Genomic DNA, 13905 nt, shown 5'->3' on the forward strand with positions numbered 1-13905 from the left:
AGGGAGGGCGCACGACGGGGGTCAGCTCGCGATTGCGGTGTGCTGCTGCCGCCGCGCGCGGACGCTCGCGGCCACTGTCGTTGCCGTGATCGTGAGCAGGGCACCGAGCAGCAGTGCGGCATCCTCTCCCGGCTGCAGAAGCCGGAGTTGGTTGCCGAGAGCCGCTGCGGCGATCGGAACCCCGAGTTGCCCCGCAGCAACCACACCGAGCAACAGGGGCTGGGAGACCAACCGGGCGGAGAGATGGCTGAGAATCGCGGCGGCTCCGAGGCACCCACCCAGCAGGATCATGCCGGGATGACTTCCGAGATCGGAGAGGCTTATCGACGCGCCGAGCCAGACGAAGAACAGTGGTCCGAAGAATCCCTCGGTGATGCCGAAGAGCTGACGGGCGAGCCGTCGCGGCTCGCCGATCGCCGCCACCACGAGCCCGAGCAGGAATCCCGCGAGGAGCACCGACACCTGTGCGAATTGGGCGAGCGCGGCGAGACCGAAGAGCAGGAGCAGGTTGATGCGCAGTTCGAGCGCGAACTTGCGACGCTCGGAGAGGCGACGCACTCGCTTGCGCAGGCCATTGCGGTCCAGTGCGCGCAACGCGAAGAAGAGGATCACCGCCGCGGCCACGACGGCGATCGCGCCGATTCCCGTCGTGAGCGCCCGTGCGGGGTCGATCGCCAGGGGGAGAGCGATGATGCAGGCGGCATCCGCGATCGCCACCTGCGCGACGAGCTGGGTCGTGTCCCCGAGCTTCAGCGAGCCGACGATCGGCAGCACCAGCGCGGCGGATGACGAGGCGATCACCACCCCGTAGAGGGCGGCGTGCCCCGTACCGAACAGGGCAGCGAGCCCGATTCCGGCGAGAGCGGCGACCAGACCGACCAGTACCGCTCCGAGCGACCCCCTGCCGAGCGCCCGCCGAATCGTTCCCTCGCGAATGGGCACGTGTGAACCGACGACGAACATGACGAGGGCGAAACCGACGTTGGCGAGCAGTGTGAACGTCGGCTCCTTCGAGTCGAGCAGACGAAGACCGGATGCCCCGACCAGCAGTCCCCCGAGCAGTTCACCCACCACGCCGGGCAGGTGCCAGGACTCGCGACCCGCGAGCAGCGGGCCGAGAAGCCCGACGAGCACGACGAGGGCGAGCAGGGAGAAGCTCATGGCGTCAGGCTAACCTGCCGCACGTGCGGAGCGGTTGCGGCCCGCATCAGGTGCCGGAATGTGCCTGGCGCAACCAGTCGAGCAGCTCGGGATCCGGTCCAGAGTCGTCATCGACGCGGACACGATGGGTGACCATCGTGTTCCACGATCTGGCCGCCTCGAAACGCTCTGTCGGGGCCACGCCCTTCCGCTTGATCCCGATGTCGAGACGCGCGGCAGTGGGGAGCAGGATTGCGAACTTGCGACCGTCGGAGACCAGGCTGAGGTAGGTGTTGGTTGGCGCGAGGCTGAGATCCCGCCCGGACCCCCGCAATGCCTCGATGAGCATGTCCGCGAACTGGCGCCAGTGGGCCTTGGCTCCCGCGAAGATCGCGTCGATCCTGTCGTCGGAGCTTCCCGAAGCTCGACCGTTCGGGGTGAGGATCGAGATGAGCGCCATCGCGTGACCCGGCCCGAGGTCGAAATCCGTCTTCAACCAGCTCTTGATCTGGCCAGCGGTGACCCCGGGCTCGAGCAAGCCCTTGTCGCGTGCGAGTGGTCGGAAGTCCTCGGGGTCGAGACCCGTCTTCGCCTTGATGGTGTCCAGATACGCCTGGAAGGTCATGGCGTCACTCCCCCGGGTCGGGCGGGCGCACGCCGACAACCGAGCGCCGGGTGATCGTTCGTTCGCGCATGGCCAGGAACAGGGGGAAGACGAACGCGAAGGCGGTGATGCCGGCGAGGACGACATAGATCCAGCCACCCCGGAGTCCGAGCCGCCGGGACTCCACGATGATGAGGATGCTGCCGGCGACCGCAGCGATCAGCAGGTCGACGGTGAGCGACGACACGGCCGGACCGCTGCTGACCCAGTCGCCCACGAAATCGCGAACCTGCACGATCGCGGAGATATTGAAACTCCAGGTGCCGATCAGGCCGATGATCGCGAGAACGAGATAGATCACGGCGAGGGGGGTCCAGTGCTGGGTGATGCCGCTGCGGGGTGACCCGGTGCCGGCTGGAGGTGTCATCCACCCATGATGGCCGCTGGTGCTGGCATCCGCACCCCGTCGACTCTCATCGCTCGCGCCTAGAATTTGCAGACTGTGACTTCTGCGACCCCCTTCACCCCACCTGCCCCCGAAACCACCCGCCCCACACTGCAGGGCACGTTCGGAATGGTGGCCTCCACCCACTGGACCGCGACCGCCTCCGCCCAGGCGGTGCTGGAACGCGGGGGCAACGCCTTCGATGCCGCCGCAGCGGGGGCGTTCGTGCTCCACATCGTCGAACCGCACCTGAACGGGCCCGGCGGTGATCTCGTGGGGATCTTCGCCACCGCCCTCCGCCCCTCCGAACCGGTGGTCCTGATGGGGCAAGGGCCAGCGCCGCGAAACGCGACGATCGAGCACTACCGCGCCGAGGGACTCGATCTGGTTCCCGGGGCCGGGGCACTCGCCGCAGCGGTGCCGGGTGCCGTCGACGCCTGGCTGCTGCTCCTCAGGGATCACGGCACGTGGGAGCTGGGCGAGGTGCTCGCCTTCGCCCGCGACTATGCCCGGGACGGGCATCCGCTTCTCGGCAGAGTGAGGTCGACCATCGCCGCGGTCTCCGAACTCTTCGAGAGCCACTGGCCGAGCTCGGCTGCGCTCTGGATGCCCGATGGCCGGCTTCCCGGCAAGGACGAACTCTTCACCAATCGCGCCTACGCCGACACCCTCGACCGTTTGGTGGCTGCCGGCAGCGACGCCGACTCCCGCGAGGCGCGCATCGATGCCGCTCGCCGGGCCTGGAGCAGCGGGTTCGTCGCCTCGGCCGCCGCACGATTCGCGCGCGAGCCGCACCGGCATTCCTCCGGCACCGATCACGCGGGCGTCATCGACGAACAGGACTTCGCGGACTTCCGAGCGAGCTACGAGCCGGCGACCACCCTCGAATTCCGCGGTGTCACGGTGGCGAAATCGGGAGCGTGGGGCCAGGGTCCTGCCCTACTCCAGTCCCTTGCCATTCTCGACGGGTTCGACGGCGCTCAGCTCGACCCCTCCACCGCCGTGGGCGCCCACACGATCATCGAGGCCCAGAAGCTCAGCCTCGCCGACCGGGAGGCCTACTACGGCGACGTGGAGGTGCCGCTCACGCACCTGCTCTCGGCGGAGTACGCGGCACAGCGACGCGCCCTCATCGCTGAGGGTGCCTCTCGCGAATTCCGCCCCGGAGTGGTTCCCGGCGTGACGGCATACCGGCCTCCCCTCCGCAGCGCCGTCGAGCGCGTCGAAATCACGGGGTTCGCCGGCAGCGGCGAACCGACGGTATCCCCCGCCGGGGTGACCGCCGGCGACACCTGCCACATCGATGTCGTTGATCGCTGGGGCAACATGATCTCGGTGACTCCCTCGGGAGGCTGGCTCCAGTCCTCCCCCACCATTCCCGAACTCGGTTTCTGCCTCGGTAGCCGCCTGCAGATGATGTGGCTCGACCCGGCCGCGCCCTCCGCCCTCGTGCCCGGTCGTCGCCCGCGCACCACCCTCACCCCCACGATGCTCTTTCGTGACGGTCATCCGATCGCCGCCCTGGGAACACCCGGAGGCGACCAGCAGGACCAGTGGCAGTTGCTCTACCTCCTGCGCACCCTCGTCGGCGGCTACACGGCGCAGGAGGCGATCGATGCGCCGACGTTCCACACCACCTCCTTCCCCGAATCCTTCTGGCCGCGCACCTGGGAGCCGGCGGGCGCGGTCGTCGAAGGACGCCTGGGGGCGGCCGTCATCGACGAGCTTCGTCAGCGCGGGCACGCCGTCACCGTCTCGGGCGACTGGAGTCTCGGCAGGCTCTCGTCAGTGGGCAGAGATCCGGCCACCGGGCTGCTCACGGCCGCGGCCAACCCCCGTGGGGCGCAGGGCTACGCAGCGGGCCGGTGATTGCCGCCGCGCTCGACGGTGATACCGCGATGGGTTGTCTCGTCCCACTCGTAGACCGTCACCCCGCCGATGAGCACACGCTCGGCCCGGGAATTGATGTCGAGTGGATCACCGGACCACAGCACCACGTCCCCGTCCAGCCCCGGAGAAAGCGATCCGACCCGCGAATCTAGACCGAGGATCGACGCCGGATTCACGGTGAGTGCCTGGAGTGCGACATCCCGGGGCAGCCCCTCCTTCACCGCGAGCGAGGCCTGGTGCACGAGGAAGTTGATGGGCACTACCGGGTGGTCCGTGGTGATCGCCACGGTCACACCGGCCGCCGCGATCGTGGCAAGGTTGGCGATCGCGCGATCTTTCAACTCCACCTTCGATCGGGAGGTGAACATCGGGCCGAAGATCACCGGGATACCGCGTTCGGCGAGGATGTCGGCGATCTTGTGGGCCTCGGTCCCATGATTGACCACGAGCCGGTACCCGAACTCGTCGGCGAGGCGGATGGCGGTGGCGAGGTCGTCATGACGGTGCGTGTGCTGGTCCCAGGCCAGCTCCCCGTCGAGTACGCGGGCGAGCGTGTCGAGCCAGAGGTCCTTCTTGAAGGGTTCACCGTTGTCGGCGGCGTTGGCGCGCTGGGCGGCATAGAACCGGGCGTCCTCGAAGGCCTGGCGGATCACCAGGGCCACGCCCATGCGGGTGGCCGGCGTCTTGTCTTTGTGGCCGTATACCCGCTTCGGGTTCTCGCCCAGTGCCGACTTCACGCTCACGGAGTCGCTGATCACCTGTTCGTCGATCGTGCGACCACCCCAGGTCTTCATGGCGACGGTCTGGCCGCCGATCGGGTTACCGCTGCCGGGCTTGACGACAACGCTGGTGATGCCGCCGCTGAGGGCGTCCCGGAAGCCCTCGTCCTCGATGTCGATGGCATCGATCGCCCGCGCCGCAGCCATGTTGGGATTGGTCATCTCGTTGGTGTCGTTGCCCGCCGGACCGTTCGCCTCCTCGTGGATCCCGACATGCCCGTGCGATTCGATGAAGCCGGGCAACACCCAGGTGCCATCGGCGGGGATGATCACCGCGTCCTTCGGAATGCGCACGTGCGCACCGACCTCGATGATCACGCCATCTTCAATGAGTACCGTGCCGTTCTCGATCGGGTCGGATGAGACGGGCACGACATAGCCGCCGGTGATGGCGACGACGGTGCTGGGTCGAGAAGGAGTCATGCCTCCACGCTAACCCGCGAGTGCCTCTTCGATGCTGCGCGCAGGACGTCCGGTGACGCGCTCGACATGGTCCGTGACCCGTTCGGTCTCGCCATCGGCGATGGCCGTGTACGTGCTGACCCAGGCATCGAGCTGCCACTGTTCCGCCCCATAGTGGGACCGCGATTCGTAGGCCTCCGGCAGCGTCTCGGCGGCATACCTGAGGTCTCGTCCGATGGCGGCACCCGCGCGGGTGGCGACCTCGTCGAGAGTGAGCGCTTCGGGTCCGGTCAACTCGTACGTGACTCCGGCGTGGTCATCGGGGGCGCGAAGGATTCGGGTGGCGACGTCAGCGACATCGGCCCGGGCCACCGCCGACACCCGACCCTCTCCGGCCGGCCCGCGGATGACTCCGGAATCATCTGCGAAGAACGGAAGCAGGTCGGAATAGAAGTTGTCCCGCAGAAGTGTGAACTGCATTCCACTTCCGCGGATCGCCGTTTCGGCGTCGGCGTGATCGCGCCCGAGGGTGAAGACGGCCTGGGGGTCGGCGCCGAAGAACGAGGTGTAGACGATGTGGTGCACTCCGGCGGCGGCCGCGGCCTCGATGAAGGTGCGGTGCTGCACGCGCCGGAACTTCGACTCGGCGGCGGAGACCATGAACAGCACGTCGATGCCCTCGAGAGCGCGCACCGCGTTCGAGGCGTCCCCGTAGTCGGTCACCACCACCGGCGATCCGGCGATCGACGGAGCCTTCGCGGCATCCCGAACTACGAGCGTAGGGGTGAGATCGGCGAGCTGTCGGGCCACGAGGCCGCCGACATGCCCGGTGGAACCGGTGATCGCGATGACTGTCATCCCTCCACGCTAACCAGCGAATGTGGGAGTAGCCTCCCGGTTTCGCGTCTGAGGGAGAGGCCGGCTCAGCGGCTGCTGACGCTCGCAAATGTGCGGATCGCGAGCGGCACGAAGACAACCAAAAGCACGATTATGCCGATCAACACCGTGATTTCGGGATTCTGCTGCGCCCAGTTGTCGGCGACCGGCGAACCGGGCGGGGTGTTGCCGAAGAGGTTGCGCACCGCCGAAACGAGCGCCGACACCGGGTTGAACTCCGCGAATACCCGCAAGGGTGGCGGCAGAGTATCGCTGGGAACAAACGCGTTCGAGATGAAAGTGAGGGGGAACAGGATCAGGAACGACACGTTGTTGATGACCTCTGGACTCCGCACGCTCATTCCGATGAAGGCCATCACCCAGGAGAACGCGTAGGCGAACAGCAAGAGCAGTGCGACGGCGCCGAGTGCCTCGAGGAAGCTCGATCGGATGCGCCACCCCACGATGAATCCGGTGGTCATCATCACGACGAGGGACACGGCATTGATGAACAGGTCGCCGTTCGTGCGCCCGATCAGCACGGCGGAGGGGCTCATCGGCAACGTGCGGAACCGGTCGATGATTCCGTCTTTCAGATCCTGGGCCATCGCCGAACCCGAATAGGTGGATCCGAACACGATGGTCTGGGCGAAGATGCCCGCCATGATGAATTCCTTGTAGCTGCTGCCGGGAATGTTTATGACGCCCGCGTAGACGTAGGTGAAGAGCAGCACGAACATGATCGGCTGGAGCGTCGTGAAGACGAGGATGTCGGGCACGCGCTTGATCTTTATCAGGTTGCGGCGGGTCGTTATCCAGCCGTCGGAGAACCAGTGGGAGACGGCCGAGCGCGTTCCCGTGCTCGTGCCCGGCGGGGCGGTGCGCTCTGCGGTGGTCATGATCGGCTGTCCTCGCTCTCTGCGGCACGGTTCTTCTCGGCACTTTCCTTCTCTGCGCGTTTCTTCCTGCTCGGGGCGACATCCGCCGCCTCGACAGTGGCGGAGTGGCCGGTGAGCCGCAGGAAGACGTCGTCGAGGGTCGGACGCCGCATCCCGGCATCGAACAACCGGATGTCGCGACTGCCGAGCTCGGCGAGGATCGACTGAAGCGCGACGGGCGCGTCCGAAGCGTTCACCGAGAGTTCGCGGCCCTCCGCTGTCGTTACCGGCTCGGAATCGCCGAAGCGACGCAGCACCCCCACGGTCGCCTCGCTGTCGCCAGGGTCGACCAGGGTTATCTCGACCCGTTGACCCCCGATCGACGCCTTCAGCTCGTCGGAGGTGCCTTTCGCGATGACCTTGCCGTCGTCGATCACCGAGATGCTGTCTGCCAGCTGGTCGGCTTCTTCCAGGTATTGGGTCGTGAGCAGCACCGTCGTGCCCTGACCGACCAGGCTGTTGATGATGTCCCACATGCCCAGGCGGCTTCGTGGATCGAGCCCCGTGGTCGGTTCGTCGAGGAACAACACCTTCGGTCGGGTCACTAGGGCGCCTGCAAGATCGATCCGTCGACGCATGCCTCCCGAGAAGCCCTTCACCGGACGATTCTTCGCCTCTTCGAGGTCGAACAGGGTGATGAGCTCCTGGGCGCGGATCCGGGACTGGGCTGCTCCGAGGTGATAGAGACGGCCGACCATATCGAGATTCTCGAACCCGGTGAGGTTTTCATCGACGGCGGCATACTGGCCGGAGACACCGATGATCGGGCGGATGCGCTCGGGCTGGGTGAGCACGTCGATGCCGTCGATGCGCGCGCTGCCCGCCGTGGGACGGGTGAGCGTGGTGAGGACCTTCACCGTGGTGGTCTTGCCCGCACCGTTCGGCCCGAGGAGGGCGGTGACGGTGCCCTGAGGAACGGCGAGATCCAGCCCGTCGAGCGCGTGGACGGGACCGGCACCCTTGGGGGTGTAGGTCTTCGTCAGGCCTGTCGCTTCGATGAACGCCATGGGCCGAGGGTAGCGATTGCCAGTGACACCGGGCAATGGTCCCCGGCAGGGCTCGCAGGAGGCTCAGTGAGCCGAGCGCTTCTTCTTCGACACGTCGACCTGGAGTTCCGTCTGCACTTTCAGTGCGAGATCGCGAAGCAGGGCGGCATCCGCCCGGGAGAATTTGCGCGGCTTCGAGTCGATGAGGCACAGCGCGCCGACCCGCTGGCCCTCCGCCTCGAGCGCCACCCCCGCGTAGAACCGGATACCCGCATACCCCGTCACGAACGGATGCCTCTTGAAGACCGGGTCCACCGCAGTGTCCTCGATGGTGAACTGGTCGGTGCGGGTGATCGTGGTGTTGCAGAACGCGAGCTCGCGCGGCACATCGACCCGATCCATGCCAACGGCGGACTTCATCCACTGGCGATCGTTGTCGATGAGGGTGATGGCAACGATGTCGGTCCCGAAGGCGGCCTTGGCCTGCGCGACTATCGAGTCGAAGCGCTCCTCCGTCTCGGTGTCGAGGATGCCGAGAGCATCGAGGGCAGCCTGCCGCGCCGCCTCGTTGCGGCGGATGAAACGAGTGGCGCTGACCGCCGGCACGAAGCTCGCGACGATCGGCGGTGCGATGATGGCCGCCCATTCCTCATAGGTCTCGCTCGTCGCATTGACCTCGGAATTGGTGAGAGCGGCGATCTGCTCCGCCCGAGGGGGGTCCGGTGCGAAGGGGATGAATGCGGCTCGGGGATGCCGGGCTACGACCCGTTGTGTCGCCGCGTTCAGCAGAGCGGCCCGGCGCTCGGTCGGCCGGAGGACGACCCCCGGCAGGCGGGCGATCAGACCGGCATTCGGCACCGCGACCACGAACACGAGCAGGCTCGCCGGTGTGTTCGTCTCGAGGAAGCGGAACACCTTCTCCAGCCCCCGCGACCAGACCGCAACGGACGAGAGCCGCAGAGCTTCGTTCACGCCGATGGTCATCACTATCGCGTCCTGGGCGCCGAGATCGCGCCTGGCGAGTTCACGCAGGCAGCTCGCTGCGGTGAGATTCGCATCGGCGATGATCTCGATCACCGTTCCGTGGTTCGTGCTGTCGGAGATCGCCCGCGCGAGATGTCCCGCGATCGACCGGTCGTAGGAGGAGACCCCGTAGCCGACCGAGAGGGCGTTGCCGATGAGGATCACGCGATCGGGATCGACCCCGAGCGTCTGCACCTGCGGATCATCGAGCGGTCTCGAGAGGTTCTTCCACCTCTCGCTAACGGAGAGCAGCCAGCCCAGAATGATGGGTCGCATGAAGAAATCGGAAATATTCCCCACCATAGTGGCCCCCAGAACTGCGAAAATTCCCCTGCGTGACGCTGTCGGACGAGCGGGTCTCCGCTCACGAGTGCCTCTCCGGCAGCCTACGCTTAGCGGCCCTCGGCGGCGGCAGGAACCCGGGGTGGCGCCAGAGCGGTCAGCAATGCACCGCCGTCGGGAACGCCGAGACCCGTGCAGGCATCCCATCCCGGTCCGGCGGCGAAAGCACCGTTGTTCCCCGCCGTGATGTCGCGGAACCCGTTCTCGTGAGCCACGACCGAGGCGAGCTCGTAGAGTCGCGGATGCATGAGTCCGAATGGCGCCCCGGAGGCCTGGGCGAGGCGCGCCACCAGCGCCGCCCACAACGGGGCGACCGCGCTCGTGCCGCCGTAGATCTTCTTCTCGCCATCAACCAGAACCTCGTAACCAGTGCTCGGGTCGGCCACTGCTGCGACATCCGGCACCCCGCGTCCGGCGGTACCGCGGGATGATGCCGGCACGCCCGCGCTCTTCTGCCAGCTCGGGAGTGCGAAGACGTCGCTCACGCCTCCCCCGGTCGCTCCGGCGCCCGCACCGTTGTTCCAGACGGTCTCCGACGTCACTCGTCCAGAAGAGGCCCGCAGGCTCGTGCCGCCGCAGGCGAGGACATGGGGACTGGATGCCGGGAAGTCGGCATGGTTTCGCCCATCGGCAGCCCCGTCTGAGCTCCCGTTGTCTCCCGCCGCGGCGGTGACGGTGATGCCGAGGCTGGCGGCATCGACGAAGGCCTGGTCGAGGGCGTGCCGTGCCTGGGCGGTCCAGGCGTCTTCGCTCTGGCCCCAGCTGATGCTGATCGCGGTGGGTGTGATCGCCGCGTGAGTGGCCTCGCTCACCGCGTCAACGAAACCGGCGTCGGTGTTGGGGGCGAAGTAGACCACGATGTCCGCGCCGGGACTCAGTGCGCCGGCCACTTCGATGTCGAGCAGCACCTCGCCGTCCGCCCCGGCAGCGTCGGCCCCCGGCACGTTCCGCGCCCCATCGACGCCGACCGCTGCCACCTTCGGCCCGGTGATGCCGAGGCTGGCGAAGTAGGCGTCCAGTTCGGTCTGAGCGTAGCCGCCGCCCAGTTCGATGATCGCGATCGTCTGGCCCGTGCCATCGAACTGCGGGGGAAAGTTGTAGATCTCGGCGAGATCGAGGGGCGTGTAGCTCACCGTCACCGCGCGAGCCTGCGCCACCCGGAACTCGGCGCGCGCCTGGGGGCGGTCATCCAGTCCGAGCACCGCGGTGACGATGCCGTCGAGAACGGCCGGCACCATCAGCATTCCGCTGCGGTTACGGTGATGCACCTCGGCGCCATCGCTCGCCCGGCTCGTGACCGATTCGAGATGGGTGCCGAATACACGCCCGAGGGTGATCGCCGAGCCGGAGATCCGAATTCGGCGGGAGGCGAGGTCCGATGACACCACCTGGATTCCGAGGCCCTCGAGAGTCGTCGTGACGGTCTCGACGTCCGCGGCATCCGCACCCATCTTGGCCTCGAATTCCTCGCGACCCAGACGAACCGAGGGATCGAAACTCGCCCCGGCCCGTCGCCGCAGCACCACTGTCACCTCGATGTCCGTGCCCTCTCGCGAGGGTACGGCGGCCGGCGCGATCACGTCAGCCGACTGGCGGTTGCTTCCCGGGAGCGGAACCAGGGGCAGGTCGGGGGGAGTATCTGAGTGTTCGGACATGGTTACGGTCTACCGGTACGTCTACCGAGAATCAAGATGCGTCGGCAAGCTCGCAGTCGTGGCTCAGTTGCTCACGTCGCCGCGCCAGGCGCCCTGTTCGCTGCCCTGCTCCTCGATGAACTTCTTGAAGTTCTTCAGGTCGCCCTTGACGCTTGCGTCATCGATGCCCAGCGCGGCGCCTGCCTTCTCGACCAGGCCCTCCGGCTCCCAGTCCAACTGCACGGTGACGCGACTGGTGCTGTCGTTGAGCTTGTGGAAAGTGACCACGCCGGCCTGCGTGACGTCTCCCCCGGTGCTCTTCCAGGCCACCCGCTCGTCGGGGTGCTGCTCCGTGATCTCGGCGTCGAACTGGCGTTCCACGCCTGCCACCTTCACGACCCAGTGGTTGTGGGTGTCGTCGATCTGGGAGATGGACTCGACGAAGCTGAGGAAGTGCGGGAAGGATTCGAACTGGGTCCACTGGTTGTAGGCGGTGGTGACGGGAACATCCACGTCGATGGTTTGGATGACCTGGGACATTGTTTTCTCCTTGTGATCGGTGAGGCTGGTGATCGGTGATACGCCGCACGGTACGGACTCCCGTCGGGCCCGTGCTCGGCGCCCAGCAGAATTCCAGCCTTGGGGGGCGAGGGTTGACCCGGCCTGCGCGGGAGGGTACCGGCGGGCAAAAGGTGCGAGCATTGCAGCATTCGCTTGTCAGGCGGATCGAAGGAGACAGAACCGGTGAAGATCCTGGTGGTGGAGGACGATCCGCAGATGGGCGCGCTCATCGAGCGCGGACTCACCGCGGAGGGCTACGACATCCACGTCGTCGACAACGGGGTGGATGCCCTGATCGCGGTCTCCACCGAGGAGTTCTCGCTCGCTGCGATCGACGTGATGCTTCCGCAGATGTCTGGATTCGAGATCTGCCGGCGCATCCGCCAGTCGGGGAGTTCGATGCCGCTCCTGCTGCTCACCGCGCGCAATGCGGTGGAGGATCGGGTGTTCGGCCTCGACGCGGGAGCCGACGACTACCTCACCAAGCCCTTCGCCTTCGCCGAGTTGAGTGCGCGGGTGCGAGCACTGCTGCGCCGGGATGCCAGCGGCGACAAGCTCGTGGTCACCGTGGGTGGTCTCCGCATCGATTCGCTCGCCGTCTCGGTGAGTGTCGGCGGGCATCCGCTCTCGATGAGTCCGAAGGAATTCGCACTCCTTCGACTGCTCGCCGGAGACGCCGGCGCGGTGGTCAGTCGCACGCGAATCCTCGAAGAGGTGTGGGGGTCGACCCAGAACATCGATCCCAACATCGTCGACCAGTATGTGAGCTACCTGCGCCGCAAGCTCGAACCGGTCGCCTCCGGGGTGCGGATCGTCACCAAACGCGGCAGTGGCTACCTGCTCGAGACTCTGTGACGCGGACGCGGCAGTGAGAATCCTCCGCCACGTCACCATCAGGTGGCGCATCACCATCGGCACACTGGTCATCGCGATCGTGCTTGCCACCGCTGCGGTGGTCGTCTTCCGCGCGCAGGTCGAACACATCCTCAGCAGCACCACGACCACACTGCTGCGCCATGATGCCGCTCCCTACGTCAGGGACATCACGGATACGGGAACACCGAGCATCGAACGAGCGGGCACCGGGCAGCTGGTGGCGGTGATAGATCCCGCCGGCACGGTGGTGGAATCGAGCCTGCCGCGGACCCTCGAAGACCGGGTCGCGGATATCGTGAAGCTCCCCGGCGATACGAACACCGTGGTCAACGCGGATGACTCCTATCGGGTGTACAACGCGACGGTCATAACGAACGAGGGCGCCTGGACGATCATCACCGCCCGCAACGAAGACTCATCGATCCTCTCCCTCGACCGCATCACCCAGGCGCTGATGATCGGTGCCCTCGTGATCGTGATCGGCTTCGGTGTGGCCTCCTGGCTGCTCACCGGCGCTGCACTGCGGCCGGTGGACCGCATGCGCAAGCAGGCGGAGGCCCTCGTCGCGCAAGGGTCGACGGAGCCTTTGCCGATCGGCTCGGCCACGGATGAACTCTCCGAGCTCGCGACGACCCTCAACCTCTTCATCAGCGATGTCCGGCAGTCCGTCGACCGGGAACGCCAGCTGGTGTCGGATGCGAGCCACGAGTTGCGTACCCCTCTCGCCATCCTCATGGCGCAACTCGAACTCGCGCATCTCTCCCATGGCGACGCCGATGCCCTCGAGGCCCAGATCGTGAGCGCGCAGCATTCCGTCGCACGCCTCTCCGGGCTCGCGACGGGTCTTCTCGAGCTGTCGCAGCTCGAAGCCCGGGTGCCGGACATCCGGAGCAGTTGGGTGCAGCTGGCCGACGAGCTCGCCGCGTCGGTCGACCGTGCCCGGATGGTCGCCGTGGCCAGCACGGTGACCGTCGACTTCGACGTCGCCGGTGAACCGACGGACTCCAGCTATCTCATCGCCGTGGAGAACTTCGGACGCATCATCAACAACCTCACCAGCAATGCGATCGCCGCCCAGCCCCGCGGGGGTTCGGTGCGGATCGCGCTCCGGCACTCCGACCGCGAGCTCTTGCTCACCGTCGTCGATTCCGGGCCGGGAATGCCGGAGAGCTTCCTGCCCGTGGCTTTCGACCGGTTCAGCAGACCGGATGCCGCCCGCGCGGCCAATAACGGCGGAAGCGGCCTCGGGCTGGCCATCGTGCAGGCCATCGTGCAGGCCGCCAACGGCTCGGTGACCCTGTCGAACGCCGCCGGATTCACCGTGACGGTATCGCTCCCGGCACTGGCCACGAATGGGGCGCACTAGCCCAACCTGTATGGATTCTCACGCCGACGGGCCCGGATCCGCA

The 13905-nt window shown here is 66.9% G+C and carries 13 protein-coding genes; 3 read left to right on the forward strand and 10 right to left on the reverse strand.

Annotation, left to right across the window (positions count from 1 at the left end; all coding sequences use genetic code 11):
- Nucleotides 1-21 precede the first annotated feature (21 nt).
- The 3 genes from VLI63_RS00460 to VLI63_RS00470 are packed head-to-tail and all read right to left on the reverse strand — an operon-like array spanning nucleotide 22 to nucleotide 2171.
- Nucleotides 22-1161, reverse strand: a complete 1140-nt coding sequence (locus VLI63_RS00460; protein WP_409154956.1) for a cation:proton antiporter — start codon at nucleotides 1159-1161, stop codon at nucleotides 22-24.
- 46 nt (nucleotides 1162-1207) lie between these two features.
- Nucleotides 1208-1765, reverse strand: a complete 558-nt coding sequence (locus tag VLI63_RS00465; protein ID WP_409154957.1) for a DUF4287 domain-containing protein — start codon at nucleotides 1763-1765, stop codon at nucleotides 1208-1210.
- Between the two features lie 4 nt (nucleotides 1766-1769).
- Nucleotides 1770-2171 carry a DUF2834 domain-containing protein gene (locus VLI63_RS00470; RefSeq protein ID WP_409154958.1) on the reverse strand — a complete coding sequence of 134 codons (402 nt, stop codon included), beginning with the start codon at nucleotides 2169-2171 and terminating at the stop codon, nucleotides 1770-1772.
- Between the two features lie 147 nt (nucleotides 2172-2318).
- On the opposite strand from VLI63_RS00470, the gene VLI63_RS00475 reads away from it, so the two are divergent.
- Nucleotides 2319-4058, forward strand: a complete 1740-nt coding sequence (locus tag VLI63_RS00475) for a gamma-glutamyltransferase family protein (protein WP_409155751.1) — start codon at nucleotides 2319-2321, stop codon at nucleotides 4056-4058.
- Here VLI63_RS00475 and VLI63_RS00480 read toward each other — a convergent pair.
- The 7 genes from VLI63_RS00480 to VLI63_RS00510 all read right to left on the reverse strand — a co-directional run bounded on the left by VLI63_RS00480 (nucleotide 4040) and on the right by VLI63_RS00510 (nucleotide 11599).
- Complete coding sequence (locus VLI63_RS00480; protein ID WP_409154959.1) at nucleotides 4040-5281, reverse strand: amidohydrolase; 1242 nt, start codon at nucleotides 5279-5281, stop codon at nucleotides 4040-4042. The genes VLI63_RS00475 and VLI63_RS00480 overlap by 19 nt on opposite strands.
- Nucleotides 5282-5290: 9 nt before the next feature.
- Nucleotides 5291-6118 carry an SDR family oxidoreductase gene (locus VLI63_RS00485; protein ID WP_409154960.1) on the reverse strand — a complete coding sequence of 276 codons (828 nt, stop codon included), beginning with the start codon at nucleotides 6116-6118 and terminating at the stop codon, nucleotides 5291-5293.
- A gap of 65 nt (nucleotides 6119-6183) precedes the next feature.
- Nucleotides 6184-7035, reverse strand: coding sequence for an ABC transporter permease (locus VLI63_RS00490; RefSeq protein WP_409154961.1), 852 nt, complete (start codon nucleotides 7033-7035; stop codon nucleotides 6184-6186).
- Complete coding sequence (locus VLI63_RS00495) at nucleotides 7032-8081, reverse strand: ATP-binding cassette domain-containing protein (protein WP_409154962.1); 1050 nt, start codon at nucleotides 8079-8081, stop codon at nucleotides 7032-7034. The genes VLI63_RS00490 and VLI63_RS00495 overlap by 4 nt, the downstream gene beginning before the upstream one ends.
- Before the next feature lie 63 nt (nucleotides 8082-8144).
- Nucleotides 8145-9359: a GAF domain-containing protein gene (locus VLI63_RS00500; RefSeq protein WP_409154963.1), complete on the reverse strand. Its 1215-nt coding sequence runs from the start codon at nucleotides 9357-9359 to the stop codon at nucleotides 8145-8147.
- A gap of 116 nt (nucleotides 9360-9475) precedes the next feature.
- Nucleotides 9476-11080: a protease pro-enzyme activation domain-containing protein gene (locus tag VLI63_RS00505; protein WP_409154964.1), complete on the reverse strand. Its 1605-nt coding sequence runs from the start codon at nucleotides 11078-11080 to the stop codon at nucleotides 9476-9478.
- A gap of 63 nt (nucleotides 11081-11143) precedes the next feature.
- Entirely contained in the window at nucleotides 11144-11599 is a 456-nt protein-coding gene (locus VLI63_RS00510) for an SRPBCC family protein (protein WP_409154965.1), read from the reverse strand.
- 204 nt (nucleotides 11600-11803) lie between these two features.
- Between VLI63_RS00510 and VLI63_RS00515 the strand changes: the two genes are divergently transcribed.
- Together VLI63_RS00515 and VLI63_RS00520 are read left to right on the forward strand one after the other, a co-directional pair.
- Nucleotides 11804-12475, forward strand: a complete 672-nt coding sequence (locus VLI63_RS00515) for a response regulator transcription factor (protein ID WP_409154966.1) — start codon at nucleotides 11804-11806, stop codon at nucleotides 12473-12475.
- A 13-nt stretch (nucleotides 12476-12488) separates the two neighbouring features.
- On the forward strand, nucleotides 12489-13862 hold the full coding sequence (locus tag VLI63_RS00520) for a sensor histidine kinase (RefSeq protein WP_409154967.1): 1374 nt from the start codon (nucleotides 12489-12491) through the stop codon (nucleotides 13860-13862).
- Nucleotides 13863-13905 lie beyond the last annotated feature (43 nt).

This window comes from Lacisediminihabitans sp. H27-G8 (assembly GCF_046156175.1).
Taxonomy (GTDB): Bacteria; Actinomycetota; Actinomycetes; order Actinomycetales; family Microbacteriaceae; genus Lacisediminihabitans.

Bases quoted from the DNA above. Each gene is read 5' to 3' on its own strand.
- VLI63_RS00465 (WP_409154957.1), bottom strand. From the start codon at position 1,765: ATGACCTTCCAGGCGTATCTGGACACCATCAAGGCGAAGACGGGTCTC.
- VLI63_RS00480 (WP_409154959.1), bottom strand. From the start codon at position 5,281: ATGACTCCTTCTCGACCCAGCACCGTCGTCGCCATCACCGGCGGCTAT.
- VLI63_RS00460 (WP_409154956.1), bottom strand. From the start codon at position 1,161: ATGAGCTTCTCCCTGCTCGCCCTCGTCGTGCTCGTCGGGCTTCTCGGC.
- VLI63_RS00505 (WP_409154964.1), bottom strand. From the start codon at position 11,080: ATGTCCGAACACTCAGATACTCCCCCCGACCTGCCCCTGGTTCCGCTC.
- VLI63_RS00485 (WP_409154960.1), bottom strand. From the start codon at position 6,118: ATGACAGTCATCGCGATCACCGGTTCCACCGGGCATGTCGGCGGCCTC.
- VLI63_RS00470 (WP_409154958.1), bottom strand. From the start codon at position 2,171: ATGACACCTCCAGCCGGCACCGGGTCACCCCGCAGCGGCATCACCCAG.
- VLI63_RS00510 (WP_409154965.1), bottom strand. From the start codon at position 11,599: ATGTCCCAGGTCATCCAAACCATCGACGTGGATGTTCCCGTCACCACC.
- VLI63_RS00475 (WP_409155751.1), top strand. From the start codon at position 2,319: ATGGTGGCCTCCACCCACTGGACCGCGACCGCCTCCGCCCAGGCGGTG.
- VLI63_RS00490 (WP_409154961.1), bottom strand. From the start codon at position 7,035: ATGACCACCGCAGAGCGCACCGCCCCGCCGGGCACGAGCACGGGAACG.
- VLI63_RS00500 (WP_409154963.1), bottom strand. From the start codon at position 9,359: ATGCGACCCATCATTCTGGGCTGGCTGCTCTCCGTTAGCGAGAGGTGG.
- VLI63_RS00495 (WP_409154962.1), bottom strand. From the start codon at position 8,081: ATGGCGTTCATCGAAGCGACAGGCCTGACGAAGACCTACACCCCCAAG.